Below are 22807 nucleotides of genomic sequence, written 5' to 3' on the forward strand. Positions count from 1 at the left end.
CTCGGACCTGTAGGGCACGTTTCTGGAACGGTGTCGGCCTCGGAGCAAGAACTACCCGCCAGATCGCGCTTATCCCGTGCTTATCCGGACTTCATCAAACGCCGTCGATTTCAGCTAAGTGCTGGAGCGGGTGAAGGGAATCGAACCCTCGTCGTAAGCTTGGGAAGCTTCTGCTCTACCATTGAGCTACACCCGCGAGGCCGTGGTCCCGCCCGGTCGTACGCGCCGGGGCGCTTGCGACGATCGGCAACTGCCATGCTTCTCATCGCCTCGTCAATGGCGATGATGGTTACCCGCACGTCCGCCCCGGGCGAGCGACGTCAGCCCGCAGCCTCCCACCCAGCGCGAGGTCCGCCCGTCCGCGATCGGAGGCGCGCGCCGGGGATCCCGGGAGCGGCCCCGTCGAGGCAGGGCCGGATCGCGCCGGACCCGCCGCCGTTTCGGAGAGGATCGCCCAGCCGCCTCGCGGCCGGGCCGGGTGCCTATTCGTCGAGCCAGCACTCGTGGCATTTGGTTCGGCCGATCTCGGCCTCCGCGCCGCAGCCGCACTGGCCCGGCTCGGGCGCGCGGAGCGCCTGTTCGAAGTAGCGGCGAGGCGCGACGAATACCGCACGCGCGACACGAAGGATCGTATCCATCCCCTATCTCCTTATTTTCTGCACGCAACTTGCCGCGCAACAAGTTGCTTGTCGAGTGGGTACTTCACACCTCCTTCGCACGACTGCGGCCAGGGGCGACCTGGCGGTCGAGGGACGGGCCGAACCCTGCTTTGCTACTGGATGGAGGAAGATCCGGACTCTCTCGGTCGCCGCAGAGCCGCGAGGACTCGAGGCAAGCGGCCGCATCGCGCCCCCCGTTAGGCACGACGCGCGCCCGTCGCAGCGTCAGAAGTGGCGCACGCGAGCCGAAGCGCGTGCCGGCGGTTCAGATGCCGCCGGCCGCCACCGGATACCCGGCCGCGACGAGCTGCGCTTCCAGATCGCCCGTGCAGGTGTCGAGAAGCTTCCGGTCGGTCGCTCGGATGACGAAGTTGGCGCCTACCCGCCCCTCTCGGAAAAAAGGATAGCTGCCGATCGAGACGCCGGCGTGGGTGCGCTCCGCCTCGCGCAGCAGGTCGGCGACCTCGCTCTCCCCGACCCAGCAGCCGATGGTGGTGGACAGCACCGGCAGCCCGCCCTCCAGCGTACCGGTGAGCGCATCGAGCATCGCCGCGGCGATGTGCGGCACCCCGGCCAGGATGAAGAGGTTGCCGACGCGGATACCCGGCGCCCCCGACTGGCTGTTGGCGATGAGCGTCGCGCCCTCCGGCACGCGCGCCATGCGCAGCCGCGCTTCGTTGACCCCGCCGCGCCCGGCGTAATGCGCCTCCAGCATCGCCTGCGCCTCGGGATGGATCACCACCGGAACGCCGAGTGCCGCCGCGACCGCGTCCACGGTGATGTCGTCATGCGTCGGCCCGATGCCGCCGGTCGTGAAGCAATAGTCGTTGCGCGCCCGCAGCGCGTCGAGCGCCTCCACGATCGCCTCCTGCCGGTCCGCCACGATCCGCACCTCGGCCAGGCGGATGCCCTGGACGTTCAGCCAGGACGCGAGCTGGGCCACGTTGCGGTCCTGCGTCCGTCCGGAAAGGATCTCGTCTCCGATGACGAGCAGGGCGGCGGTCCAGGTGCGCACGGTCATGTCCCTTGCATAGCGCCCGACCCCGCCCTCGCAAAGCGGCACCCGAGCCGTTATATCGCGGGGCATGACCGAATATGTAACCGTCTCCGCCGACACTCCCCTGGCGCGCACCGGCGCGATCAAGCTGCATGGCCCCGAAGCGTTCGAGGGCATGCGCAAGGCGGGGCGCCTGGCGGCCGAGGTGCTCGACGCCGTCACGCCGCACGTGGTGCCGGGCGTTTCCACCGCCGAGATCGACGCGATGATCTTTCGCATGATCGACGATGCCGGGGCGGTGCCGGCGACGCTGGGCTATCGCGGCTACACCCATTCGACCTGCATCTCGATCAACCATGTCGTGTGCCACGGCATCCCGTCCGAGCGCGTGTTCAAGGACGGCGACATCGCCAACATCGACGTGACGCCGCTGCTCGACGGCTGGCACGGCGACACCAGCCGCACCTATCTGGTCGGCAACGTGCCGATCAAGGCGCGGCGGCTGGTCGAGGTGACCTATGACTGCATGATGCTCGGCATCGAGCAGGCGCGCCCGGGCAACCGGCTGGGCGACGTCGCCCATGCGATCCAGCAGCATGCCGAGGCGCACCGCTATGGCGTCGTCCGCGACTTCTGCGGGCATGGCGTCGGCCGGCTGTTCCACGATGCGCCGGAGGTGGTGCACGCGGGGCGGCCCGGTACCGGCCCGGAGCTCAAGCCCGGCATGATCCTGACGATCGAGCCGATGATCAACATCGGCAAGCCCGACGTGAAGGTGCTGGACGACGGCTGGACGGCGGTGACCCGCGACCGCTCGCTCTCCGCGCAGTTCGAGCATTCGATCGGCATCACCGAGGACGGCTGCGAGATCTTTACGCTGAGCCCCGCGGGCTACACCAAGCCGCCGTATTTCTGATCGCCGAACGTCGCCGCTTCGGCACGCGACGTTCCTTGCGCCAGGACAAGGGCAGCCGCGGCGAAGCCGTCCATCGCAGGCTGGCCGCGGGCCGCCGCATCCCCTAGCCTGGGCTTGTCGGCACGGGCCGAGGCTTGGGGCATGCTGGCGCACACGCCCCGGCAAGGCGCGCCGCAACGAGGGAGATGCCAGAATGAGCGATCACAACAGCGAAGAGATGGCGCGGGTCGGCACCGGGCAGCCGGTGGCGAACGCCGATCGGTGGACGGGATCGCTGACGACGCGCAGCGGCTTCACCTTCCACGTCCGTCCGGCCCGTCCCGGCGACGAGGAGCGGCTTGCCGAATTCTTCCGCCATGTTTCCGAAGACGACATCCGCTTCCGCTTCCTGATCGCCCTCGACAAGGTGGGCCACGACCGCCTCGTCGCGATGACCGCGGTCGATCATGACCGGACCGAGAACTTCCTGGCGCTCGATGACGAGGGCCGCATCCTCGCGACGGGCATGCTCGCGGCCGATCCGCAGCTGGAGCGCGGCGAGGTCGCGATCTCGATCCGCACCGATCACAAGCGCCGCGGCATCAGCTGGACGCTGCTCGAGCACATCGCCGCCTATGCCGAGGCGCGCGGCATCAAGACGCTCGAATCGATCGAGGCGCGCGAGAACCGTGCCGCCATCGAGCTGGAGCAGGAAATGGGCTTCACCGCCCATCCGCTGGAGGACGATCCGACGCTGGTGCTGGTCCGCCGCACCCTCGGCTGACCCGGCCACGCCGGTGCCCGCGCGTCAGGCGGCGCCGGGCACTGGCAGGCGGATTTCGGCGCACAGGCCGCCGCTGGGACGGTTCGACAGCTGGAATTGGCCGCCCTCCGCCTCCACCGCGCGGACCACGATCGACAGGCCCAGGCCGAAGCCGATCGTGTCGCGCTTGCGGGCGGCATCCAGGCGGACGAACGGCTCGAGCACCAGCGGCAGCGAGTCCTCGGGAATGCCGGGACCGTCGTCCTCTACGGAAAGCACCACCGCATCGGCATGCGCGGCCAAGCGGATGCACACGGTGTCGGCGTGATGAACCGCATTCTCGACGAGGTTCACCAGCGCGCGCTTCATGCCCGAGGGGCGCAGGCGGCACTCCAGATGGTCCGGCCCATCATAGGTCACGTTCTGCCCGAGGTCGGCCGCCTCGTCCGCCACGGTCGCGCTCAGCACCGCCAGGTCGATCAGCACCGGCTGCTCGGGCTCGCCCTCCCCTCCAAGGAACGCGAGCAACGAGGCGATCATCGACTCCATCTCCGCAAGGTCGGAGTCGAGCGTCTCGCGAAGCTCGTCGTCCGCCACCCGCTCGGCGCGCAGCCGCAAGCGCGCGAGGGGGGTGCGCAGGTCATGGCCGACCGCTGCCAGCGCGCGGGTGCGATCGTCGATCAGCCTGTGGATGCGGGCCTGCATGCGGTTGAAGGCGGCGACCACGCGGCGCACTTCGCCGGGCCCCGCCTCCGACACGCGGATCGGCGCGCCTTCGGGACCGCTGCGGCCCACCCGATCGGCGGCGGTCGCCAGCTGGCGCATCGGCAGCAGCGTACGCCGCACTAGCAGGCCGCCGATCACGATCAGGGCGATGGCCGGGATCAGCGCCAGCAGCACCCGCTCCCATGCGAGGTTGAGCGTGCGCAGCGATTCGAGGGTGCGGAAATGGAGCCAGCTGCCGTCCGACAGGCGTATGCCCCCCGTCACGACCGAGCTGCGCCCGGGCGACGTCAGCCGCAACCGCAGGTCCGAGGTCGCCAGCGACGGCTCCCAGTCCACCACCTGCTCACGCATCCCGTCCAGCGACGGCGAAATGCGCGCCGGTGGCGGCAGCTCCGGGCTCCAGCGCAGCTCGTAGCGATCGGTCGTGAGTTCGGCCGCCATCGCCTCGCGGCGCTCGGGCGGGCTTTCGGTAATCAACCGACGCGCGATCACGAGATGCTCGGCGAGCCGTCGTGCCTCGTCGTCGCGGACGGCGAACTGGCTCGCGCGCTCGTACAAGAGCGTACTGACGCCGAATTCGAGCGCGGTGGTGAGCAGCAGGATCGCGACGATACGGCCGAGCAACCCGAAGGACGGGTGCACGAAGCGCGCAAATCGGGTCAAGCGCGCTCCACCGGCACGTTGAGCATATAGCCGACGCCGCGCACGGTGATGATCGGCGCGCTGCCGCCGGCGCCCGAAAGCTTGCGGCGAAGGCGGCTCACCAGCACGTCGATGCTGCGGTCGGAGCTGTCGCCCAGGCGGGTGCGGGACAGCTCGATCAGCCGCTCGCGCGCGATCACGCGCTGGGCGTGGTCGAGCAGCACGGCGAGCAGGTCGAACTCCGCGCCCGTCAGGTCGACGACCGCGCCGGTAGGCGAAAGGGTCTCGCGGCGCCGCAGGTCGATCGTCCAGCCGTCGAAGCGGCGAAGCCCCTCCTCCCGCGCACCGGGGGGTACCTCACGGCCGCCGCGGCGCAGCACTGCGCGGACGCGCGCCAGCAGCTCGCGGGTGCTGAACGGCTTGGGCAGATAGTCGTCGGCGCCCAGTTCCAGGCCTGCGACCCGGTCGGACTCGCTACCTTTCGCGCTGATGAAGATGATCGCCACGTTGCTGCGCTCGCGCAGCTGCCGGCAGAGCTCGATCCCGCTGGTGCCCGGAAGCATGATGTCCAGCAGCACCAGGTCGGCAGGATGCGCGTCCAGCGCCTCCCACATCTCGTCCGCGGCGGACGCGGTGCGGACAAGATAGCCGTTCTCCTGGAGCGCGCGGGCGGTCAGCGTGCGGAGTGCGGCATCGTCCTCGACGAGCACGATCGAAGGAGCGCTCATGCGGCTGGTCGATCAGGAGCGGGGCGGTTCATGGTTTTTGAGGTAGGCAGCGGCCAAGCGTTGGTCAACGCGCCGCGGCGGGAGCGAGGACGAGGCGGCCATCGCGACCGCCCCACCCTGCCTCCCGCTGCGGATCAGGAGTCGATGTCGCGGCGGAACGTCTCCGGCAGGAAGAGCAGCGCCACCACCAGCGTGATCGCGGCGATCACGATCGGGTACCACAGGCCGTAGTAGATGTTGCCGGTCGCCGCGACCATCGCGAACGCCGTGGTCGGCAGAAAGCCGCCGAACCAGCCGTTGCCGATGTGATAGGGCAGCGACATGGCGGTGTAGCGGATCCGGGTCGGGAACAGCTCGACCAGCAGCGCCGCGATCGGTCCATAGGCCATGGTCACCAGCAGCACGAGGACGATCAGGATGCCGACCAGCATCGGCCTGTCGATCCGCGCCGGATCGGCCGCCCCAGCCGGGTAGCCGGCGGCGGTGAGCGCCTGCTGTACCTGGGCGCCATAGGCCTTGATCGCATCGGCACGGGCGGGGCCGGTCACCCTCGCCGGGTCCACGGCCGGCAGCACCTGCCCGCCGACATGGATGCTCGCGATCGTCCCTGCCGGCGCGGCGACGTTGCCGTAGGAGATGCCGGCCTTCGCCAGATAGGCCTTGGCGATGTCGCAGGAGCTGCTGTCGAACTTGTTCTTGCCCACCGGGTCGAACTGCACCGAGCATTCGTTCGGGTCCGCCACCACCGACACCGGCGTGGTCTGCTGCGCCTCGTACAGCGCCGGGTTGGCGGCGTGCGACATCGCCTGGAACAGCGGATAGTAGAGCAGCGCCGAGAGCGCGAAGCCCGTCAGCAGCACCGGCTTGCGGCCGATCTTGTCGGACACCCAGCCGAAGAAGACGAACGCGGGCGTCGCGATCAGCAGCGCGACCGCCACCAGGATGTTGGTGGTGGCGCCGTCGACGCGCAGCATCTTTTCCAGGAAGAACAGCGCGTAGAACTGGCTGGTGTAGAAGATCACCCCCTGCCCCATCGCCGCGCCGAGCAGCGCCACCAGCACCACCTTCAGGTTGCGCCAGGTGCCGAACGCCTCGGTGAGCGGCGCCTTGGAGGTCTTTCCCTCGGCCTTCATCTTCTGGAACACCGGGCTTTCGCTCATCTGCAGGCGGATCCACATCGACACCGCCAGGAGCACGATCGAGATCAGGAACGGCACCCGCCATCCCCAGCTCGCAAAGGCTTCCTCGCCCACCGCAAAGCGGGTCCCGATCACGATCAGCAGCGCCGCGAACAGGCCAAAGGTCGCCGTCGTCTGGATGAAGCTGGTGTAGAGGCCGCGCTTGTTGTTGGGCGCGTGCTCGGCGACATAGGTGGCGGCGCCGCCATATTCGCCGCCCAGCGCCAGCCCCTGGAGCAGCCGCAGCACCACCAGGGCGATCGGTGCCGCGACCCCTGCGGTGGCATAGCTCGGCAGCAATCCGACGACAAAGGTCGACAGGCCCATGATGCCCATGGTGACGAGGAAGGTGTTCTTGCGCCCGACCATGTCGCCGATCCGCCCGAACACCAGCGCGCCGAACGGCCGCACCGCAAAGCCTGCCGCAAACGCCGCCAGCGCAAAGATGAAGCCGGTGGTCTCGTTCACGCCGGAGAAGAACTGGGCCGTGATGATCGTCGCCAGCAGACCGTAGAGGTAGAAATCATACCACTCGAACACCGTGCCCAGCGAGGAGGCCGCGATGACGAGCTTCTCGCTCTGGGTGGCGGGGTGGTGTTTGGGAATGTCCCCCGGTGCGGTCGCCATGTGCTGCCCCTCTCCTTCGATTCGCAAAGCGCGGCGCGGCCCTTCGTGCGGGGCCGTCGCCGGGCCGGCTCCAGGCGCCGCTCGCGCCGGGGGTCCGATTGCGACCATGGTGGCGGCATTCGAATTGCGGGTCGAGCCACTTGATCGGCCGGACCGGGGAAAATCGCAGGCCCGCGCGCTCCGGTCGCGGATCGCTGATCCCTCCATCCGCTCCCTTCGTCCCATTTTGGTCTTGCGCACGGGGGCGCGGGCGCGGGAGAATGGTGGCGACACCGGTCGCGCGCCGGCTCCATCGGCTCGTGGCGACATGCCCGATGGCGGCGCGTTCGAACCGTAGAGAATGGAGAGGATGATGACCCAGTCCTGCTACCCCGTGCCGGCCGAATGGGCCGAAAAGGCGCTGATCGACCAGGACCGCTACGCCGCCATGTACGAAGAGGCCGCGACCGATCCGGACACGTTCTGGGCGCGCGAGGCCGAGCGGCTCGACTGGGTGCGGTTCCCCAAGCGGATCAAGGACACCTCGTTCGAGGAAGCGGACTTCCACATCCGCTGGTATGAGGATGGTATCCTCAACGTGGCCGAGAATTGCGTCGACCGGCACGCCGCGAAGGACCCGGACCGCATCGCCATCCTGTGGGAAGGCGACACGCCGGGCGAGGAGCGCAAGATCAGCTATGCGGAGCTGAAGGACGAGGTCAGCCGCCTCGCCAACGCCTTCAAGACCGCCGGCGTCAAGAAGGGCGATCGCGTCACCATCTACCTGCCGATGATCCCCGAGGCCGCATTCGCGATGCTCGCCTGCGCGCGGATCGGCGCGGTGCACTCGATCGTGTTCGCAGGCTTCTCGCCCGACAGCCTCGCCAACCGTATCCAGGATTGCGGATCGAAGCTGGTCATCACCGCCGACGAAGGCTTGCGCGGCGGCAAGCGGGTGCCGCTCAAGGCCAATGTCGACGAGGCGCTGGAGGAAGACGCCGGCAAGGTGGTCGAGACGGTGATCGTCGTCCGCCGCACCGGCGCCGCCGTGCCGATGCAGGCGGGCCGCGACGTCTGGTACGAGGACGCGGTGCAGGCGGAGTCGACCGACTGCCCGCCCGAGCCGATGGGCGCGGAAAAGCCGCTGTTCATCCTCTATACCTCGGGCTCCACCGGCAAGCCTAAGGGCGTGCTCCACACCACCGGCGGCTATCTGGTCTGGGCGTCGATGACGCACCAATATGTGTTCGACTATCGCCCGGGCGAGGTGTTCTGGTGCGCGGCCGACGTGGGCTGGGTCACCGGGCACAGCTACATCGTCTATGGCGCGCTGGCGAACGGCGCGACCACCCTGATGTTCGAGGGCGTACCCAACTACCCGGACTTCTCGCGCTTCTGGCAGATCGTCGACAAATACCAGGTGACGAGCTTCTACGCGGCGCCCACCGCCCTGCGCGCGCTGATGCGCGAGGGCGACGAATGGGTGAAGAAGACCAGCCGCACCTCTCTGCGGGTGCTCGGATCGGTCGGCGAGCCGATCAACCCGGAGGCGTGGGAATGGTATTACCACGTCGTCGGCGAGAGCCGCTGCCCGATCGTCGACACCTGGTGGCAGACCGAGACCGGCGGCCACATGATCACCCCCCTGCCGGGCGCAACGCCGCTAAAGCCAGGGTCGGCGAGCAAGCCGCTGTTCGGCGTCCTCCCGCAGCTGGTCGATTCCGAAGGCGTGGTGCTGGAGGGCGCGACCGAGGGTAATCTGGTGATCGCCGACAGCTGGCCGGGGCAGATGCGCACCGTCTGGAACGACGCCGACCGCTTCTTCCAGACCTATTTCACCACCTATCCCGGCAAGTATTTCACCGGTGACGGCTGTCGCCGCGATCCCGACGGCTATTACTGGATCACCGGCCGCGTGGACGACGTCATCAACGTGTCGGGCCATCGCATGGGCACGGCAGAGGTCGAGAGCGCGCTGGTGGCGCATGCCAAGGTCGCGGAAGCCGCCGTGGTCGGCATGCCGCACGACGTGAAGGGCCAGGGCATCTATGCCTATGTGACGCTCAACGCCGGCGAGGAAGGCGACGTGGCGCTCCGCAAGGAGCTGATCCAGTGGGTCCGCCGCGAGATCGGGCCGATCGCGACGCCCGACGCGCTCCAGTTCACCCCGTCGCTGCCCAAGACGCGCTCTGGCAAGATCATGCGCCGCATCCTGCGCAAGATCGCCGAGAACGACTTCGGCAGCCTGGGCGACACCTCGACGCTCGCCGATCCGGGCGTGGTGGACGCGCTGATCGCCGGCCGGGAGGACGCCACCAAGCTGGCGGCGTGACGAACGGCGCCGCCCGTTCGGGCCGGGACTGAACCTCACCGTGGCCGCATGGCCGCGGTGGGCGCTCAGGGTACCGAGACGGGATCGCGCCGCGGGAACTGTCGCATCAGCGCGGAAGCGAGCTTCGTCGCGACCGCCGCGGGGGCATCGGCCGCGCTTCCCTCCACCTGCACGGTGGAGGCGCGGCCGCTCCAGACGGGCGTGTCCCCGCCACGCAGCAGGATGTCGACCGAAAGGTCGGTCGAGACCAGGCCGCGGATCTGGCTCTTGCCCGAGGGCAGCGGCACAAACACTTGGCCCAGCGCCGCCATCGCCGGCGGCTCCTTTGCCTTTGCCGTCACCGCACCGCTCTCGGTGCGCGTGACCGTCACGCGCGCGATGTAGCGGCTGTGGCTCTCGAGCGGCAGCGGAACGAAGCGAGCGTCCGAAAGCGCGCGGGTGACCGCGTCCGTGAACAGCCGATCAAAGGCGGAGGCGTCCTCGGCCACCTCGACGGCGATCGTGCCGGGCGCGACAGCGGGTGCAGGCGCCGCCGCCTGGGATTGCAGCGCGAGTGCAAGGAACGCTGTGGTCGGGATGCTCATCGTCTCTTCACCAGGGCCGGAAGGGCTGCCCCGCTGGTCGCACGAACCGGACGCGAAGAACAGAGACGCCGCGACTGCCCCCGCCCTCAGCCCGGATCTTTTCCGAGCGGCAATCCGCCATAGCCTATCTTGAAGATCACCCGGTCGACACAGCCCGAGCGCCCGGTCGCGGACGCAGGCTTGCGCGCCGAACGCAGGACATGGATCGCCTGCTCGCCGAAATTCGCCGTCGGTTCGCTTGCCAGCACCCGCAGGTTGCCGAGCTCGCCCCAGGGCGCCACGTCGAACGCGACGACCGCCCACCCTTCGATGGCGCGGCGCGGATAGCCGTTCGGATAGGTCAGCGTCGGCGGCGTGGCCCAATCGCCGGAATGCGGGCAGTTGCTGTCGGCGGGCCGGAGGCTGTCCTCGGAGGGAGGCGTGGGCGCCGCAAGGGGCGCCGGTGCTCGCGAAAAGGGAAACAGGCAGCCGGCGCGCGCGCCGCCCGTGAAGCGGGACTTGCGCACCGCCCGTAAGGCTGCGCGGTCCAGCGCCGCACTCCCCGTGCCCTCCACCGTGCGCACATGGATCGGCCGCCCGCGCGCATCCTGATCATAGGCGACCATCGTCCAGTGCTTGACGCCCGGCGTGCCCGGCAGCTTGTCGAAATCGGGATACACGGCGACCAGCGGCCGCGGACGCGGTTCCGTGAGGCACGATGCCTGGGGCGACTGGATCCGGGCCCAGCCATCGGGCGGCAGTTCGCCCGACTGGGGTTCGAGGGAATAGGAGATCAGGTCCCCGACCGGCGCTTCCTCGGGCGACATCGCGCGCAGCGTATAGCGGATGGTGCAGTCCGCCTGCGGGGCGCCCGCTTCGAACCGGCTGGCGGCAAGCGACGGCGCGACATCGTCGCTCCACGGCGCTCCACCCTCTTCCCTGCGGATCGACAGCGTCCGGCCGTTGGCATCGATGCGGAAGCGATAGGTGAGTGCGTCCGTCGCATCATATCGGTTGCCCCGGCGGATGCTCGTGATCGGACGTCGCAGCGCCAGCGGCGCCACGCTGGTGCCGCCGCAGCGCACCTCGCCCGGCATCCAGGCGAGCAGTTGCCAAGGCACCACCGGGCGTGGCGAAGCAAGCGACTGCGAAGATGCCGTATTTACGGGCAGCACCAGGCTGGCGAGCAGCAGCATTCTCTTCATGCAGCCAGTCTGCGCAGGAAAGATTGCGCCCCGCAAGTAACGCGCTTGCCGGCATATGATCGGTTTCCGGCGAATACTTCGGCGCTTCATTTCGGCGCCTCCGGCTGCTGCCGAGCTTCACCGGACCGACAAAGCTTCGCCCTGCTCAAAAAGCGGGCATTTTCCACGGCCGTGCCGAAAAGGCGGGCAGGATCGACAGGCGCAGCCGGATCGGGGATGCTCACCCCCGCGATTCGTGCTCTGGCACGGTTCTTGATTGTCGGCACCTGTGGGCGTGGCCGTGTTCGGCCGGGGGGAATACGCGAGGCATGAAGAAGATCGAGGCCATCATCAAGCCGTTCAAGCTGGATGAGGTGAAGGAGGCGCTGCACGAGGTCGGCGTGAGTGGCATCACCGTCACCGAGGCAAAGGGCTTCGGCCGCCAGAAGGGCCATACCGAGCTCTATCGCGGCGCCGAATATGTCGTCGACTTCCTGCCGAAGGTGAAGCTGGAGGTGGTCGTCGAGGACAGCCTCGCCGATCGCGTCGTGGAGGCGATCGCGGGCGCTGCCCAGACCGGCCGCATCGGCGACGGCAAGATCTTCGTCATCCCCGTGGAGACGGCGCTTCGCATCCGCACCGGAGAGCGCAACGAAGACGCCATCTGACCGGACATTTCTTTCGACGCATTGCACGAAATCCGCCGCGGGGGGGCGCCTCGCGGGGTAATGGTTTTATCCAGAAAGGGCTTAGTTCCATGGCCAATACCGCCAGCACGATCCTCAAGATGATCAAGGACCAGGAGATCGAGTGGATCGATCTTCGCTTCACCGACCCCAAGGGCAAGTGGCAGCACCTGTCGATGGTCGCCTCGATCCTGACCGAGGACGAGCTGACCGACGGCCTGATGTTCGACGGCTCCTCGATCGAAGGCTGGAAGGCGATCAACGAGTCCGACATGGTGCTCAAGCCCGACCTGGACGCCGTCTATGTCGATCCGTTCTCGGCCACCCCGATGCTGATCCTGTTCTGCGACGTGGTCGAGCCGTCGACCGGCGAGCTCTATGCGCGTGACCCGCGCTCGACCGCCAAGCGCGCGGAGGCCTACCTCAAGACCACCGGCATCGGCGACACCGTCTACGTCGGCCCCGAGGCCGAGTTCTTCATGTTCGACGACGTGCGGTTCGAGAACACCTACTCGAGCAGCTACTACAAGCTGGACGACATCGAGCTGCCGACCAACAGCGGCCGCGAATATGAGTCGGGCAACATGGCCCACCGTCCGCGCGCCAAGGGCGGCTATTTTCCGGTCGCGCCGGTCGACAGCGCCGTCGACATCCGCGGCGAGATGGTCTCCACCATGCTCGAAATGGGCCTGCCGTGCGACAAGCACCACCATGAGGTGGCCGCCGCGCAGCACGAGCTGGGCCTGACCTACGGCACGCTGACCACCACCGCCGATCGCATGCAGATCTACAAGTATGTCGTGCACCAGGTGGCACATGCGTACGGCAAGACCGCGACCTTCATGCCCAAGCCGATCAAGGAAGATAACGGCTCGGGCATGCACACCCACTTCTCGATCTGGAACGAGGGCAACCCCCTGTTCGCGGGCGAGGGCTATGCGGGTCTGTCGGACACCTGCCTCTACTTCATCGGCGGCATCATCAAGCATGCCAAGGCGCTGAACGCCTTCACCAACCCGTCGACCAACAGCTACAAGCGGCTGGTGCCGGGCTATGAGGCGCCGGTGCTGCTCGCCTATTCGGCGCGCAACCGCTCGGCATCGTGCCGCATCCCGTACGGCACCGGCCCCAAGTCCAAGCGCGTCGAGATCCGCTTCCCGGACGCGATGGCCAACCCCTATCTCGCCTATGCGGCGCTGATGATGGCCGGCCTCGACGGCATCCAGAACAAGATCCATCCGGGCGAGGCGATGGACAAGAACCTGTACGACCTGCCGCCGGCAGAGCTCGCCCAGGTCCCGACCGTCTGCGGTTCGCTGCGCGAGGCGCTCGACAGCCTGGAAGCCGATCACGACTTCCTGCTGAAGGGCGACGTGTTCTCGGCCGACCAGATCGAGGCCTATGTCGAGGTCAAGCGTGGCGAGGTCGCCCGCTGGGAAATGACCCCGAGCCCGGTCGAATTCGACATGTACTACTCGGCCTGATCGTCCTCACGATCGCCAAGCAGGAGGGGCGTCCGGAGCGATCCGGGCGCCCCTTTTGCGTGCCGGCGGCGGCGCGCCGCGGCTTGCCCCTGGGCCATCACGGGGCCAGGAAGACGGCATGCCAAGCACTCCCCACTTCATCGACGGCCATTGGGTCGAAAGCCGCGGCGGACGGCCTGCCCAGGTACGCGATCCCGCGACGGGCGAGGTCTGCGTCCAGCTGACGCTTGGCAGTGCCGCCGACGTCGACCGTGCGGTGGCGGCCGCGCGGCGGGCGTTCGACGGCTTTTCGCGCACCAGCGTCGCCGAACGCGCGGCGCTGCTGGAGGCGATCGTCGCCGCCTACGAGGCGCGGCTGGACGCCTTTGCCACCGCCATGACGCGCGAGGTCGGTTGTCCCGCGAGCATGGCGCGCGATGCGCAGGCCATGTCCGGCGTCGACCACCTGCGGGCGACGCTGCGCGCCCTGGGCGAAGTGCAATGGGAGGAGCGCCGCGGTCGCCACGCGATCCTGCGCGAGCCGATCGGGGTGGCGGCGCTGATCACCCCCTGGAACTGGCCGATGAACCAGATCGTGGCCAAGGTCGCGCCCGCGCTCGCCGCCGGCTGCACCATGGTGCTCAAGCCCTCGGAAGAAGCGCCGAGCTGCGCCGCGCTGTTCGCCGAGGTGATGGCCGAGGCGGGGGTACCCGCAGGCGTGTTCAACCTGGTCCAGGGAGACGGCGTGACCGGCCAGGCGCTCGCCGCGCACCGGCATGTCGACGTGGTGAGCTTCACCGGCTCCACCCGCGCGGGCATCGCCGTGGCGCAGGCGGCGGCGCCCACCGTCAACCGGGTCCACCAGGAACTCGGCGGCAAGGCACCGGCGCTGGTCCTGCCGAGCGCCGACCTGGAGGCCGCGGTGCGCGCGACCGTTGGCAGCGTCACCTTCAATTCCGGCCAGAGCTGCCTCGCCCCCACCCGGCTGCTGGTCCCGGCCGCGCAACAAGAAGCGGCGATCGCGCTCGCGCGGGAGGCGATGGCGGCGGTTCGCGTCGGCGATCCGCGCGACGCGGGCGATCACATCGGCCCGCTGGTGAACCTGGCCCAGTGGCAGCGTGTCCAGCAGCTGATCGCAAGCGCCCTGGCAGAGGGCGCGACGCTGGAGGTGGGCGGCCTCGGACACCCGGAAGGCTTCGAGCGCGGCTTCTACGTGCGCCCGACGCTTTTCTCTGGCGTCACCCCGGACATGACCATCGCGCGTGAGGAGATCTTCGGACCCGTCGTGACGGTGATCGCCTATGCGGACGAGGAAGACGCCGTCCGCATCGCCAACGACACCGACTATGGCCTCTCCGCAGTCGTGTTCGGCGCGCCCGAGGATACCCGGCGACTGGTCCCCAGGCTACGCGCGGGTATGGTCTATGTGAACGGCGGTGTGCCGGACGCCGACATGCCGTTCGGCGGCTACAAGCGCTCCGGCAACGGCCGCGAATATGGCGCGCACGGCATTGCCGAATATCTGGAGGTGAAGTCCGTGCTGGGCGGCGGCTGAGCCGGCGCCGCCCCCTCTACTCCACCAGCGGCAGGGTGAGGACGAAGCGCGCGCCTTCCCCAAGCGCACTGTCGACGACGATGTCGCCGCCCATGGCGCGGGCGAGCCGCCGGGCGATGTAGAGGCCAAGGCCGCTTCCCCCCTGCTCGCTCGGGTCGACCCGCTCGAACTTCTCGAAGATGCGGGCCTGGTCCTCGGGCGCGATGCCCTTGCCCTGGTCGGCCACGATGACGCAGGCGATCTGCCCTTCGCGCTCCAGCCGCACCCACACGGTGGCCCCCGGCGGGGAGTAGCGCACCGCATTGCCGATCAGGTTGACCAGGATCTGGAGCGCGCGACGAAATTCGCCGCGTGCCGCCAGCGTCTCGTGCGCGCCCGGCCGGTCGATCGTCACCCCGGCCCGCTCCGCCCGCACCGCCAGCAGCCCGGCCGCGCGGCGGGTCACGTCGGCCAGGTCCAGCGACTCGACGGCAATCGCGAAGTCCGGGTCCTCGACCGCCTGCACGTCCTCCAGGTCGTTGACGAGGCCCATCAGGTGGCGGCCGGCACTCGCGATGTCGCCGGCATAATCGGCATAGTCCTGAAGCAGCGCCCCGTCCGCCTGCGCGCTGATGCTGTCGGCATGCGCCACGATCCGGTCGAGCGGCTGGCGCAGCGCCGCGCGCAGCCGCTTGCCGAAGTTCTGCGGCAGGCCCTGCGGTTCCGGCTGCGTCTCGGGCACGTCCGGCTCGACGGCATGGGCGGCGCCGATGAAGCCTGCGAAGCGGCCGCCGGCGTCTGTGCGCGGCACGCCGGACAGCAGCACCGTGCGCCCGGTATCGCGCAGCGTCGCATATTGCCCCTCGAACGGCTGCTGCGACGCCATCGCGCCCAGCATCGGAAAGCCTCCCTCGCCGTCGTCGGTCAGCTGGAACAGCCAGGTGAGCGGGCGGCCGAGCACGTCCGTCGCATCGAAGCCGAAGCGGCTACCGGCGGCGGGCGAGACATAGGTCAGGTGGAGCCCGCTATCGGCCTCCCACCGCCAGTCGGCGTCGAGCGCCAGCAACTCGGCGGCGTCGGCATCGTCGTGCGTCCCCTCGCCGTCGCCCGGAAGCCCCCAGGCGCCGACCGTCAGCCGCAGGCCGTCGCCCTCCGGCTCCACCTGCACCCACAACTCGATGTCGTCCTCGCCATCGGCGACCAGGATCTTGCGCGCGACGTCGATGCCCAGGCGGCGGCTGATGCGCACCAGCTCCGCCATGGCGGGTACCGCGATCGGCTGGCCGGGTTCGCCGCCGGCACGGGCGTTCAGTCCCGCCAGCCGCGGTTCGGCATGGCGCAGCCGCCCGTCGGCATCGAGCATCGCGGATGCCGGCTGGTGATAGCGATCGAAGCCGCTCATGCGCCCGCTCCGTCGCCCAGCGCGAGCAGTGCCGTGCGATAGCCGGCAGGAAGCGCCATCGCCGCCACCGCTCGCCATGCCGCCTGCAGCGGCACCGCGGCGACCTCGTCGATCAGGTCGGCGAACGTGTCCAGGTCCCGCGCCGGATCCGCCTCGCACAGCGCAAAGCCGATGCGCGCCAGCGTCTCCCGCGGCAGGTCGAGCGCGCGCAGCAGCATGCAGAGCGGTGCCGGATCGCGCTCCAACACCAGATCCCGCACCGCCCGGGTGCCAAGACCGCCCGCGTCCGCGATCAGCGCCACGACCAGTTCGAGCCGACGATCGGCAAGCGCCTGTTCGATCAGCTCCGGCAGCGTCGCCACATCCCGGCGCAGCGCGCGTGCGAGCCGGGCCGCGGCCGGCGCCTCATTGTCCTGGCCGCGGAGTTGCTCCACCGCCGAGATCAGCGCGCGGTCGAGCAGCGCGATCTCCTCCGGATCGGTCGCATTCTGGCGCAGCGCCGCCGCGATCGGCCAGCACAGCTGCTGGAGCGTCGCATACTCGGCAACGCTGCCGTGGAGCAGCAGCAGCTTGGCCGCCTCGGCAACCAGGCCGTCGTCCGAATTGGCGAGCCGTGCGAGCAGACTCGGCTGGTCGGGGTTGAAGGGGGCGCGCACCGGAAGCGCGGCCGCAAGCAGCGCCAGCCGCGTCTCGGCCAGCAGTTCGGCAAGCAGCGTCGCGTCCCACAGCGTCGGCACCGCAGCCAGCCGGTTCCAGACCTGTTCGGCCTCCTGTCGGATGCGTGCCGCGAGTGCCGGCTCGACCGCGGCGTCCAGCCGCGCGGCCGCCTCTTCGGCCAGCCGATCGGCGGAGGTGCGGACCAGCCGCTCCAGCCGCTCCGACAGCGCGGCGCGGGTGCGATCGTCGAGAGGGTCGGTCGGCGGCGCGAACAACGCGGCCACCGGCGGCGCGGCCCGCACCTGCGCACGCATGCCGCGCGCTGCCGCATGGGAGAGCAGCGCTGCGGGATCGGGATCAATCTGGGTCGAACGGGCGGCCATGCACCCTCGCCTAACGTGCGGTCGTTAAGACCGGCCTAAGCCTTATGACGGCTGGCTTCAACCGCCGCGGCAAGGCTGACGACCGCGTGCAGCGTCGCCAGGGCCAGGCCCAGCGTCGCCAGGCCCAGCAGCGCGAACGGCGTCAGCAGCAGCACCTGCGAGGCGGCGCTCGCATACCAGGGGCGCGGGCGCACCGGCACGCGATCGGCCACGGTGTTGCTCGCCACGCCCCACAGCGCCAGCACGAACGGCGTCGCATGCCCCGCGGCGAGCGAGGCGATGATGCCGAGCAGCAGCGCCGACAGCACCGCCAGAAGCAGGATGCCCTGTTCCTGCTGGCTCGCGCGGACATTGTCCCCCCGCAACCAGCTGAGCAGCGACCCGGCCGAAAGCAGGATCACCGACAGGAGCGCGAGCAGCATGCCGGGCGCCGGATGCCCCAGCCCCAGCGTCAACAGCGCGAGCAGCCCCGCGCCGCCGCCTGCGACCGCGGTTGCCCAGGCGGGCACCTCGCGCCGGACGAGCTGGGGCAAAAGGAAGCGCGTGATCGGGGTGAAGAACCAGCGGTCCGCCCAGCCGGTGCGCTGGTTCGCAAGCGCGCCGAGCACGTCATTGCTGCGCCCGGCCAGCACCTGCGCATCGCGCTCCACGCCATGGCCCGATCGGCGAGCGGAGGCAGGCAGCGCCACGTGGCGGGCACCCGCCTCCACCGCGATCCGCAACACGGTGGACTGGAAATCATATTCGCGGGGCAGCGCCGCCACTTCGGCGAGCCGCTGCGCCGAAAGCGTCGCAACGCCCGCCCAGCACTGGCCCCGGTCGAGCCGCTCGACCGCGCCGCTCGCCTCCGCCTCCGGCGTCACCAGGATCGCGTCCGGCGCCTCGCCGGCCATCGCGTGCAGCATCGTGTCGGTGGTCACCAGCCCGTCCGCGATCACGACGACGGTCGCCAGAGGATGGATCTTGGCAGACGCTTCCTCGGCGGAGCGGACGATGTCCACCGTCACCTCGCGCTTGGCGATACGGCTGACGGCGCCCAGCAGCGCCGGCGTCACCCGTCCCACCGCCACCACCATCTGCCCCACGCCGGCTGCGGCGAGCAGCCGCGCCTGATATTCGATCAGCGTCATGCCCCCGAAGGGCAGCGTCGCGGCGAGCGTGCCGGCGCGCCCCTCGGCGTCCTCGGTCGCGAAAATAAGCCCTGCAAGCATGGGCATCGGGTTAGGCGGGCGCAGCGGCGCTGCCAAGAGGCGCAGGGCGGGCAAATGCGCCGGAAATCGCATCTTCTCGACTTCGCGGGCGCCGAGCGGCTAGGGAGGCCGCGCAAACAGCAGAATGATCGAGCGATGACCCAGTACAACTCCGACCTCCTCCGCCTGCTCGACGGGCGCGGCTACATCCACCAGGTGACCGACGCGGCGGCGCTCGACGCGCTTGCGGCCAGCCAAGTGGTGCCGGGGTATATCGGCTTCGATCCGACGGCGTCGTCGCTCCACGTCGGCCATCTCGTGTCGATCATGATGCTGCGCCAGCTCCAGCGCGCCGGCCACAAGCCGATCGTCTTGATGGGCGGCGGCACCGGCAAGATCGGCGACCCGAGCTTCAAGGACGAAGCGCGTAAGCTGATGACGGAGGAGACGATCCAGGCGAACGTCGCCTCGATCAAGCGCGTGTTCGAGCGCTTCCTGACGTTCGGCGACGGGCCGAGCGACGCGATCATGCTCGACAATGCCGAGTGGCTCGACAAGCTCGAGTACATCCCTTTCCTGCGCGACATCGGCCAGCATTTCTCGGTCAACCGGATGCTGAGCTTCGATTCGGTGAAGCTGCGCCTGGATCGCGAGCAGTCGCTGAGCTTCCTCGAATTCAACTACATGATCCTCCAGGCCTACGACTTCCTGGAGCTGTCGCGCCGCGCGGGCTGCCGCCTGCAGATGGGCGGATCGGACCAGTGGGGCAACATCGTCAACGGCGTCGACCTCTCACGCCGGGTTGATGGCACGCCGGTGTTCGGCCTCACCACGCCGCTTCTCACCAACGCGGATGGCACGAAGATGGGCAAGTCCGTGGGCGGCGCGGTGTGGCTGAACGAGGACCTGCTGTCGCACTTCGACTATTGGCAGTTCTGGCGGAACACCGACGACCGCGACGTCGGCACCCGCCTGCGCCTCTTCACCGACCTGCCGCTGGACGAGATCGCCCGGCTGGAGGCGTTGCAGGGCGCCGAGATCAACGAGGCGAAGAAGATCCTGGCCGACGCCGCGACCGCGCTCTGCCGCGGTGAGGAGGCGGCAGTCCAGGCGGCCGAAACCGCGCGCCGGACCTTTGAAGAGGGTGCCGCAGGCGACGCGCTGCCCACGCACCAGCTGGCGGAGGGAAGCATCACCGCGGTCGACGCACTGGTGGCGCTGGGTCTCGCCGCGTCCAAGGGCGAGGCACGCCGGCTGATCAAGGGCGGCGGCGCCCGTGTCGATGGCGAGAAGATCACCGACGAAGCCATGCAGATCGCGGTATCTGCGCCGGTGCGCCTGTCCTCGGGCAAGAAGCACCACGGCATCCTGCTGCCGGCCGCCTGAAGAAGCGGGCGCCAGCAGTCGAAAGCTGCTGGCGTAGCCCCGCTGTGCGACCTTGGCGGGATGCGGGACCTTCCACCGCCCCCACCGTATCCCTGCGCAGGCAGGGATACGGGCCCAGCAGAGCAACGACCGGTTGCGCCCGTGACCCTGGGCTCCTGCCTTCGCAGGAGCACGAAGGCCGCATCCTCCCTTCTTCGTACCCCGGCGAAGGCCGGGGCCCAGGTGGGGGCGGCTGCGAGGGTGCGGGCCTTCACTACGGCCTTCCCAACTGGACCCCGGCCTCCGCCGGGGTACTGAGAGAAACCTGCACCTCCCCGAGACGGTGCCAAGTACCGCCCGAGCATCCGTCCTTCCCCATCCCCGCCAATGCTGATATCCATTCGCCGCAAGGGGGCGCCATGGACGAGAAGTTCAGGCAGACGGCGGCGGGGGCGGTCGAACCGTCGCACGTGCGCGACGAAGTGCAGTTCGAGGCGCGGGGCTTCGGTCCTGCGGCCGAGGCGCTGCAACTGCGCGTCCTCAACATCTCCTCGCACGGCCTTTCTGCGACCACCGACCTGGCGTTCCAGCCCGGCGACCGGCTGCGGCTGATCCTGCCGGTGGTGGGCGTGATGGGTGCGGACGTGCGTTGGGCCAAGGGCAAGCGCTTCGGCTGCGTGTTCGACATGCCGATCGATCGCGCGAGCTACTACGAACTGCTCGCCGCGGTGCTGGAGCCGCTGCCGCCCTTCGACCCTCAGCCCGAGCGCAGCAGCCCCACCGCGGCATCCCGCTCGAACAAGTAGAGCGCCAGCCGCGCCGCCTCACCGCGCGGACCATGGAGGCCGCCGTCGCGGTCCACCAGCAGCCGCGCGTCGCCGTTGGCGGCCGGCATCAGGTCGTCGAGCATCTCTGGCGTCGCCAGGCGGAACTGCATCTCGCCCGACTGGCGGGTACCCAGGATCTCGCCCGCGCCGCGCAGTCGCAGGTCTTCCTCGGCGATGCGGAAGCCGTCATTGCTCTCGCGCATCAAGGCGAGCCGCGAGCGCGAGGTTTCGCTGAGCGCATTGCCGCGCAGCAGCAGGCACCGCGAGGTCCCCCCGCCCCGTCCCACGCGCCCGCGCAGCTGGTGGAGCTGGGCGAGGCCGAAGCGGTCCGCCGCCTCGATCACGATCAGCGTGGCGTTGGGCACGTCCACGCCGACCTCGATCACCGTGGTCGCGACCAGCACGCCGGTGCGCGCTGCCTGGAAATCGGCCATGGCGGCGTCCTTCTCCGGCGCCTTCATCCGCCCGTGAACCAGCCCGACCCGCTCGCCGAACCGCTGGCGCAGGCCCTCCGCGCGCGCCTCGGCAGCGGCGAGGTCACTCTTCTCGCTCTCCTCGACCAGCGGACATACCCAGTACGCCTGCCCGCCGTTCGACAGGTGCCGGGCGAGCGCGTCGACCACTTCGTCCAGCCGATCCTCCGACACGACGCGCGTCTCGATCAGCTCGCGGCCGGGCGGCATCTCGTCCAGGCGGCTGACGTCCATCTCGCCATATTGCGCGAGCGTCAGCGTGCGCGGGATTGGCGTCGCGGTCATCACCAGGAGGTGCGGCGGGCGCTGCGCCTTGGCCTGGAGCATCATCCGCTGGGCGACGCCGAAGCGATGCTGCTCGTCCACCACCACCAGCCCCAGGTCGCGATAGCCCACGCCCTCCTGGAAGATCGCGTGGGTGCCGACCAAAATGTCGATCGACCCATCGGCGAGCCCCATCAGCGTCGCTTCGCGCGCGCGTCCCTTGTCGCGGCCGGTGAGCACCGCGACGTTGACGCCGATGGGTGCGAGCAGCCGGGTCAGCGTCTCGCCATGCTGGCGCGCCAGGATCTCGGTCGGCGCGAGCAATGCCCCCTGCGCGCCCGCCTCCACCGCGATCAGCAGCGCCATGATCGCCACCAGCGTCTTGCCCGAACCCACGTCGCCCTGGAGCAGCCGCAGCATCGGCTGCACCTGCGCCAGGTCGCCCTCGATCTCCGCAATGGTCCGCGCCTGCGCGCCGGTGGGCGCATAGGGCAGCTTGAGCCGCGCGCGCACGCTGCCGTCGCCGGTCAGCGGCCGGCCGCGCTTGGCGCGTGCCTCGCCCCTGACCAGCAGCAGCGCGAGCTGGTTGGCGAACACCTCGTCATAGGCGAGCCGCTGGCGCGCCTTGGCATCGGCCGGATCGGCGTGGATGCGCGCCAGCGCCTCGCGCCAGCTCGGCCAGCCACGGGTGGAACGCAGGCTCGGCTCGATCCATTCGGGCAATTCAGGCGCCCGCTCGATCGCCTGCTCCACCAGCCCGGCGACCCGCCGCGAGGTAAGCCCTTCCGACAGCGGATACACCGCCTCGCGCTCCGGCAGGCCGCTCGCTTCTTCCAGCGGCAGCACCTGGTCCGGGTGCACGATCTGGAGCGACTGGCCATAGGTCTCGAGCTTGCCGGACACCCGCCGCGGCTCGCCCAGTGGCAGCAGCTTCTTCACCCAGCCGGCGTTGCCGCCGAAATAGACGAGGCTCACGACATTGCCGGCCGCATCCTGCGCCTGCACCCGCGTCGGGCCCCGCCCGGCGCTCAGCCGATAGTCGGTCGGCGTCAGCGTGATCGCGATGATCCGGCCCGCGTCCGCCATGTCGAGCGTGTCGCGCGGCAGCCGGTCGACCCAGCCGCTCGGCAGGTGAAAGGCGACGTCGACCACGCGCGACAGGCCCAGCCGGTCGAGCGGCTTGGCCATGGCGGCGCCGACACCCTTCAGGGCGGTGACCTCGGCGAACAGCGGATTGAGAAGTTGGGGACGCATGACTATCTGCTGCCCCTACCGCGTTTCGGCCCGTGT

Annotated in this window: 20 protein-coding genes and 1 tRNA gene; 8 read left to right on the top strand and 13 right to left on the bottom strand. The window is 69.5% G+C overall.

Annotation, left to right across the window (positions count from 1 at the left end):
* Positions 1-122 precede the first annotated feature (122 nt).
* The 3 genes from EDF69_RS12535 to EDF69_RS12545 form a co-directional block, all read right to left on the bottom strand.
* Positions 123-196 (bottom strand) — tRNA-Gly (locus tag EDF69_RS12535).
* A gap of 286 nt (positions 197-482) precedes the next feature.
* Entirely contained in the window at positions 483-638 is a 156-nt protein-coding gene (locus EDF69_RS12540; protein WP_165890056.1) for a hypothetical protein, read from the bottom strand.
* A gap of 286 nt (positions 639-924) precedes the next feature.
* The gene (locus EDF69_RS12545; protein ID WP_132884090.1) at positions 925-1680 is read right to left on the bottom strand and encodes a competence/damage-inducible protein A; all 756 of its coding nucleotides are present in this window, start codon (positions 1678-1680) and stop codon (positions 925-927) included.
* A gap of 64 nt (positions 1681-1744) precedes the next feature.
* Between EDF69_RS12545 and map the strand changes: the two genes are divergently transcribed.
* On the top strand, positions 1745-2572 hold the full coding sequence (map, locus tag EDF69_RS12550) for a type I methionyl aminopeptidase (protein ID WP_125960428.1): 828 nt from the start codon (positions 1745-1747) through the stop codon (positions 2570-2572).
* On the opposite strand, the gene EDF69_RS12555 is transcribed toward map, so the two are convergent.
* Entirely contained in the window at positions 2548-2715 is a 168-nt protein-coding gene (locus tag EDF69_RS12555; RefSeq protein WP_165890057.1) for a hypothetical protein, read from the bottom strand. The genes map and EDF69_RS12555 overlap by 25 nt on opposite strands.
* Positions 2716-2765: 50 nt before the next feature.
* Here EDF69_RS12555 and EDF69_RS12560 point away from each other — a divergent pair, with 50 nt between their 5' ends.
* Entirely contained in the window at positions 2766-3335 is a 570-nt protein-coding gene (locus EDF69_RS12560; RefSeq protein WP_239555462.1) for a GNAT family N-acetyltransferase, read from the top strand.
* Between the two features lie 24 nt (positions 3336-3359).
* Here EDF69_RS12560 and EDF69_RS12565 read toward each other — a convergent pair whose 3' ends face one another.
* The 3 genes from EDF69_RS12565 to EDF69_RS12575 all read right to left on the bottom strand — a co-directional run bounded on the left by EDF69_RS12565 (position 3360) and on the right by EDF69_RS12575 (position 7215).
* Complete coding sequence (locus EDF69_RS12565; RefSeq protein WP_239555465.1) at positions 3360-4703, bottom strand: ATP-binding protein; 1344 nt, start codon at positions 4701-4703, stop codon at positions 3360-3362.
* The gene (locus tag EDF69_RS12570; protein ID WP_125960429.1) at positions 4700-5410 is read right to left on the bottom strand and encodes a response regulator; all 711 of its coding nucleotides are present in this window, start codon (positions 5408-5410) and stop codon (positions 4700-4702) included. Before EDF69_RS12570 ends, EDF69_RS12565 begins: the two co-directional genes overlap by 4 nt.
* A 134-nt stretch (positions 5411-5544) precedes the next feature.
* Positions 5545-7215, bottom strand: a complete 1671-nt coding sequence (locus EDF69_RS12575; protein WP_132884092.1) for an MFS transporter — start codon at positions 7213-7215, stop codon at positions 5545-5547.
* Positions 7216-7567: 352 nt separating this feature from the next.
* On the opposite strand from EDF69_RS12575, the gene acs reads away from it, so the two are divergent.
* The gene (gene acs / locus EDF69_RS12580) at positions 7568-9526 is read left to right on the top strand and encodes an acetate--CoA ligase (protein ID WP_132884148.1); all 1959 of its coding nucleotides are present in this window, start codon (positions 7568-7570) and stop codon (positions 9524-9526) included.
* 65 nt (positions 9527-9591) lie between these two features.
* Here acs and EDF69_RS12585 read toward each other — a convergent pair whose 3' ends face one another.
* Both EDF69_RS12585 and EDF69_RS12590 read right to left on the bottom strand, forming a co-directional pair.
* A complete protein-coding gene (locus EDF69_RS12585; RefSeq protein ID WP_132884093.1) occupies positions 9592-10110 on the bottom strand; it encodes a hypothetical protein in 519 nt (172 codons plus the stop codon).
* Between the two features lie 86 nt (positions 10111-10196).
* Positions 10197-11294, bottom strand: coding sequence for an energy transducer TonB (locus EDF69_RS12590; RefSeq protein WP_165890058.1), 1098 nt, complete (start codon positions 11292-11294; stop codon positions 10197-10199).
* A 308-nt stretch (positions 11295-11602) separates the two neighbouring features.
* Between EDF69_RS12590 and EDF69_RS12595 the strand changes: the two genes are divergently transcribed.
* The 3 genes from EDF69_RS12595 (at position 11603) to EDF69_RS12605 (ending at position 14977) form a co-directional block, all read left to right on the top strand.
* Positions 11603-11941, top strand: a complete 339-nt coding sequence (locus tag EDF69_RS12595) for a P-II family nitrogen regulator (protein WP_125960434.1) — start codon at positions 11603-11605, stop codon at positions 11939-11941.
* 89 nt (positions 11942-12030) lie between these two features.
* Entirely contained in the window at positions 12031-13443 is a 1413-nt protein-coding gene (glnA, locus tag EDF69_RS12600; RefSeq protein WP_132884097.1) for a type I glutamate--ammonia ligase, read from the top strand.
* Positions 13444-13561: 118 nt separating this feature from the next.
* Complete coding sequence (locus EDF69_RS12605; RefSeq protein ID WP_132884099.1) at positions 13562-14977, top strand: aldehyde dehydrogenase family protein; 1416 nt, start codon at positions 13562-13564, stop codon at positions 14975-14977.
* A 16-nt stretch (positions 14978-14993) separates the two neighbouring features.
* Here EDF69_RS12605 and EDF69_RS12610 read toward each other — a convergent pair whose 3' ends face one another.
* Genes EDF69_RS12610 through EDF69_RS12620 form a run of 3 tightly spaced genes read right to left on the bottom strand, consistent with a single transcriptional unit; the run spans position 14994 to position 18615 of the window.
* A complete protein-coding gene (locus EDF69_RS12610) occupies positions 14994-16358 on the bottom strand; it encodes a PAS domain-containing sensor histidine kinase (protein WP_239555467.1) in 1365 nt (454 codons plus the stop codon).
* Entirely contained in the window at positions 16355-17398 is a 1044-nt protein-coding gene (locus tag EDF69_RS12615) for a DUF2336 domain-containing protein (RefSeq protein ID WP_132884101.1), read from the bottom strand. The genes EDF69_RS12610 and EDF69_RS12615 overlap by 4 nt, the downstream gene beginning before the upstream one ends.
* A 35-nt stretch (positions 17399-17433) precedes the next feature.
* Complete coding sequence (locus EDF69_RS12620) at positions 17434-18615, bottom strand: hypothetical protein (RefSeq protein ID WP_204991379.1); 1182 nt, start codon at positions 18613-18615, stop codon at positions 17434-17436.
* 129 nt (positions 18616-18744) lie between these two features.
* On the opposite strand from EDF69_RS12620, the gene tyrS reads away from it, so the two are divergent.
* Both tyrS and EDF69_RS12630 read left to right on the top strand, forming a co-directional pair.
* A complete protein-coding gene (tyrS, locus tag EDF69_RS12625; protein ID WP_132884105.1) occupies positions 18745-19974 on the top strand; it encodes a tyrosine--tRNA ligase in 1230 nt (409 codons plus the stop codon).
* A gap of 398 nt (positions 19975-20372) precedes the next feature.
* Positions 20373-20759: a PilZ domain-containing protein gene (locus EDF69_RS12630; RefSeq protein WP_132884106.1), complete on the top strand. Its 387-nt coding sequence runs from the start codon at positions 20373-20375 to the stop codon at positions 20757-20759.
* Here the strand turns inward: EDF69_RS12630 and recG are convergent.
* Positions 20711-22771 carry an ATP-dependent DNA helicase RecG gene (recG, locus tag EDF69_RS12635; RefSeq protein ID WP_132884108.1) on the bottom strand — a complete coding sequence of 687 codons (2061 nt, stop codon included), beginning with the start codon at positions 22769-22771 and terminating at the stop codon, positions 20711-20713. The genes EDF69_RS12630 and recG overlap by 49 nt on opposite strands.
* Between the last annotated feature and the right edge of the window lie 36 nt (positions 22772-22807).

Origin of the sequence: Sphingomonas sp. JUb134, assembly GCF_004341505.2 — a bacterium.
Taxonomy (GTDB): Bacteria; Pseudomonadota; Alphaproteobacteria; order Sphingomonadales; family Sphingomonadaceae; genus Sphingomonas.

What these genes read in the sequence shown, in the direction of transcription:
- EDF69_RS12540 (WP_165890056.1), bottom strand. Translation starts at nt 638, where the DNA reads ATGGATACGATCCTTCGTGTCGCGCGTGCGGTATTCGTCGCGCCTCGC.
- EDF69_RS12545 (WP_132884090.1), bottom strand. Translation starts at nt 1,680, where the DNA reads ATGACCGTGCGCACCTGGACCGCCGCCCTGCTCGTCATCGGAGACGAG.
- map (WP_125960428.1), top strand. Translation starts at nt 1,745, where the DNA reads ATGACCGAATATGTAACCGTCTCCGCCGACACTCCCCTGGCGCGCACC.
- EDF69_RS12555 (WP_165890057.1), bottom strand. Translation starts at nt 2,715, where the DNA reads ATGCCCCAAGCCTCGGCCCGTGCCGACAAGCCCAGGCTAGGGGATGCG.
- EDF69_RS12560 (WP_239555462.1), top strand. Translation starts at nt 2,766, where the DNA reads ATGAGCGATCACAACAGCGAAGAGATGGCGCGGGTCGGCACCGGGCAG.
- EDF69_RS12570 (WP_125960429.1), bottom strand. Translation starts at nt 5,410, where the DNA reads ATGAGCGCTCCTTCGATCGTGCTCGTCGAGGACGATGCCGCACTCCGC.
- EDF69_RS12575 (WP_132884092.1), bottom strand. Translation starts at nt 7,215, where the DNA reads ATGGCGACCGCACCGGGGGACATTCCCAAACACCACCCCGCCACCCAG.
- acs (WP_132884148.1), top strand. Translation starts at nt 7,568, where the DNA reads ATGACCCAGTCCTGCTACCCCGTGCCGGCCGAATGGGCCGAAAAGGCG.
- EDF69_RS12585 (WP_132884093.1), bottom strand. Translation starts at nt 10,110, where the DNA reads ATGAGCATCCCGACCACAGCGTTCCTTGCACTCGCGCTGCAATCCCAG.
- EDF69_RS12590 (WP_165890058.1), bottom strand. Translation starts at nt 11,294, where the DNA reads ATGAAGAGAATGCTGCTGCTCGCCAGCCTGGTGCTGCCCGTAAATACG.
- EDF69_RS12595 (WP_125960434.1), top strand. Translation starts at nt 11,603, where the DNA reads ATGAAGAAGATCGAGGCCATCATCAAGCCGTTCAAGCTGGATGAGGTG.
- glnA (WP_132884097.1), top strand. Translation starts at nt 12,031, where the DNA reads ATGGCCAATACCGCCAGCACGATCCTCAAGATGATCAAGGACCAGGAG.
- EDF69_RS12605 (WP_132884099.1), top strand. Translation starts at nt 13,562, where the DNA reads ATGCCAAGCACTCCCCACTTCATCGACGGCCATTGGGTCGAAAGCCGC.
- EDF69_RS12610 (WP_239555467.1), bottom strand. Translation starts at nt 16,358, where the DNA reads ATGAGCGGCTTCGATCGCTATCACCAGCCGGCATCCGCGATGCTCGAT.
- EDF69_RS12615 (WP_132884101.1), bottom strand. Translation starts at nt 17,398, where the DNA reads ATGGCCGCCCGTTCGACCCAGATTGATCCCGATCCCGCAGCGCTGCTC.
- EDF69_RS12620 (WP_204991379.1), bottom strand. Translation starts at nt 18,615, where the DNA reads ATGCCCATGCTTGCAGGGCTTATTTTCGCGACCGAGGACGCCGAGGGG.
- tyrS (WP_132884105.1), top strand. Translation starts at nt 18,745, where the DNA reads ATGACCCAGTACAACTCCGACCTCCTCCGCCTGCTCGACGGGCGCGGC.
- EDF69_RS12630 (WP_132884106.1), top strand. Translation starts at nt 20,373, where the DNA reads ATGGACGAGAAGTTCAGGCAGACGGCGGCGGGGGCGGTCGAACCGTCG.
- recG (WP_132884108.1), bottom strand. Translation starts at nt 22,771, where the DNA reads ATGCGTCCCCAACTTCTCAATCCGCTGTTCGCCGAGGTCACCGCCCTG.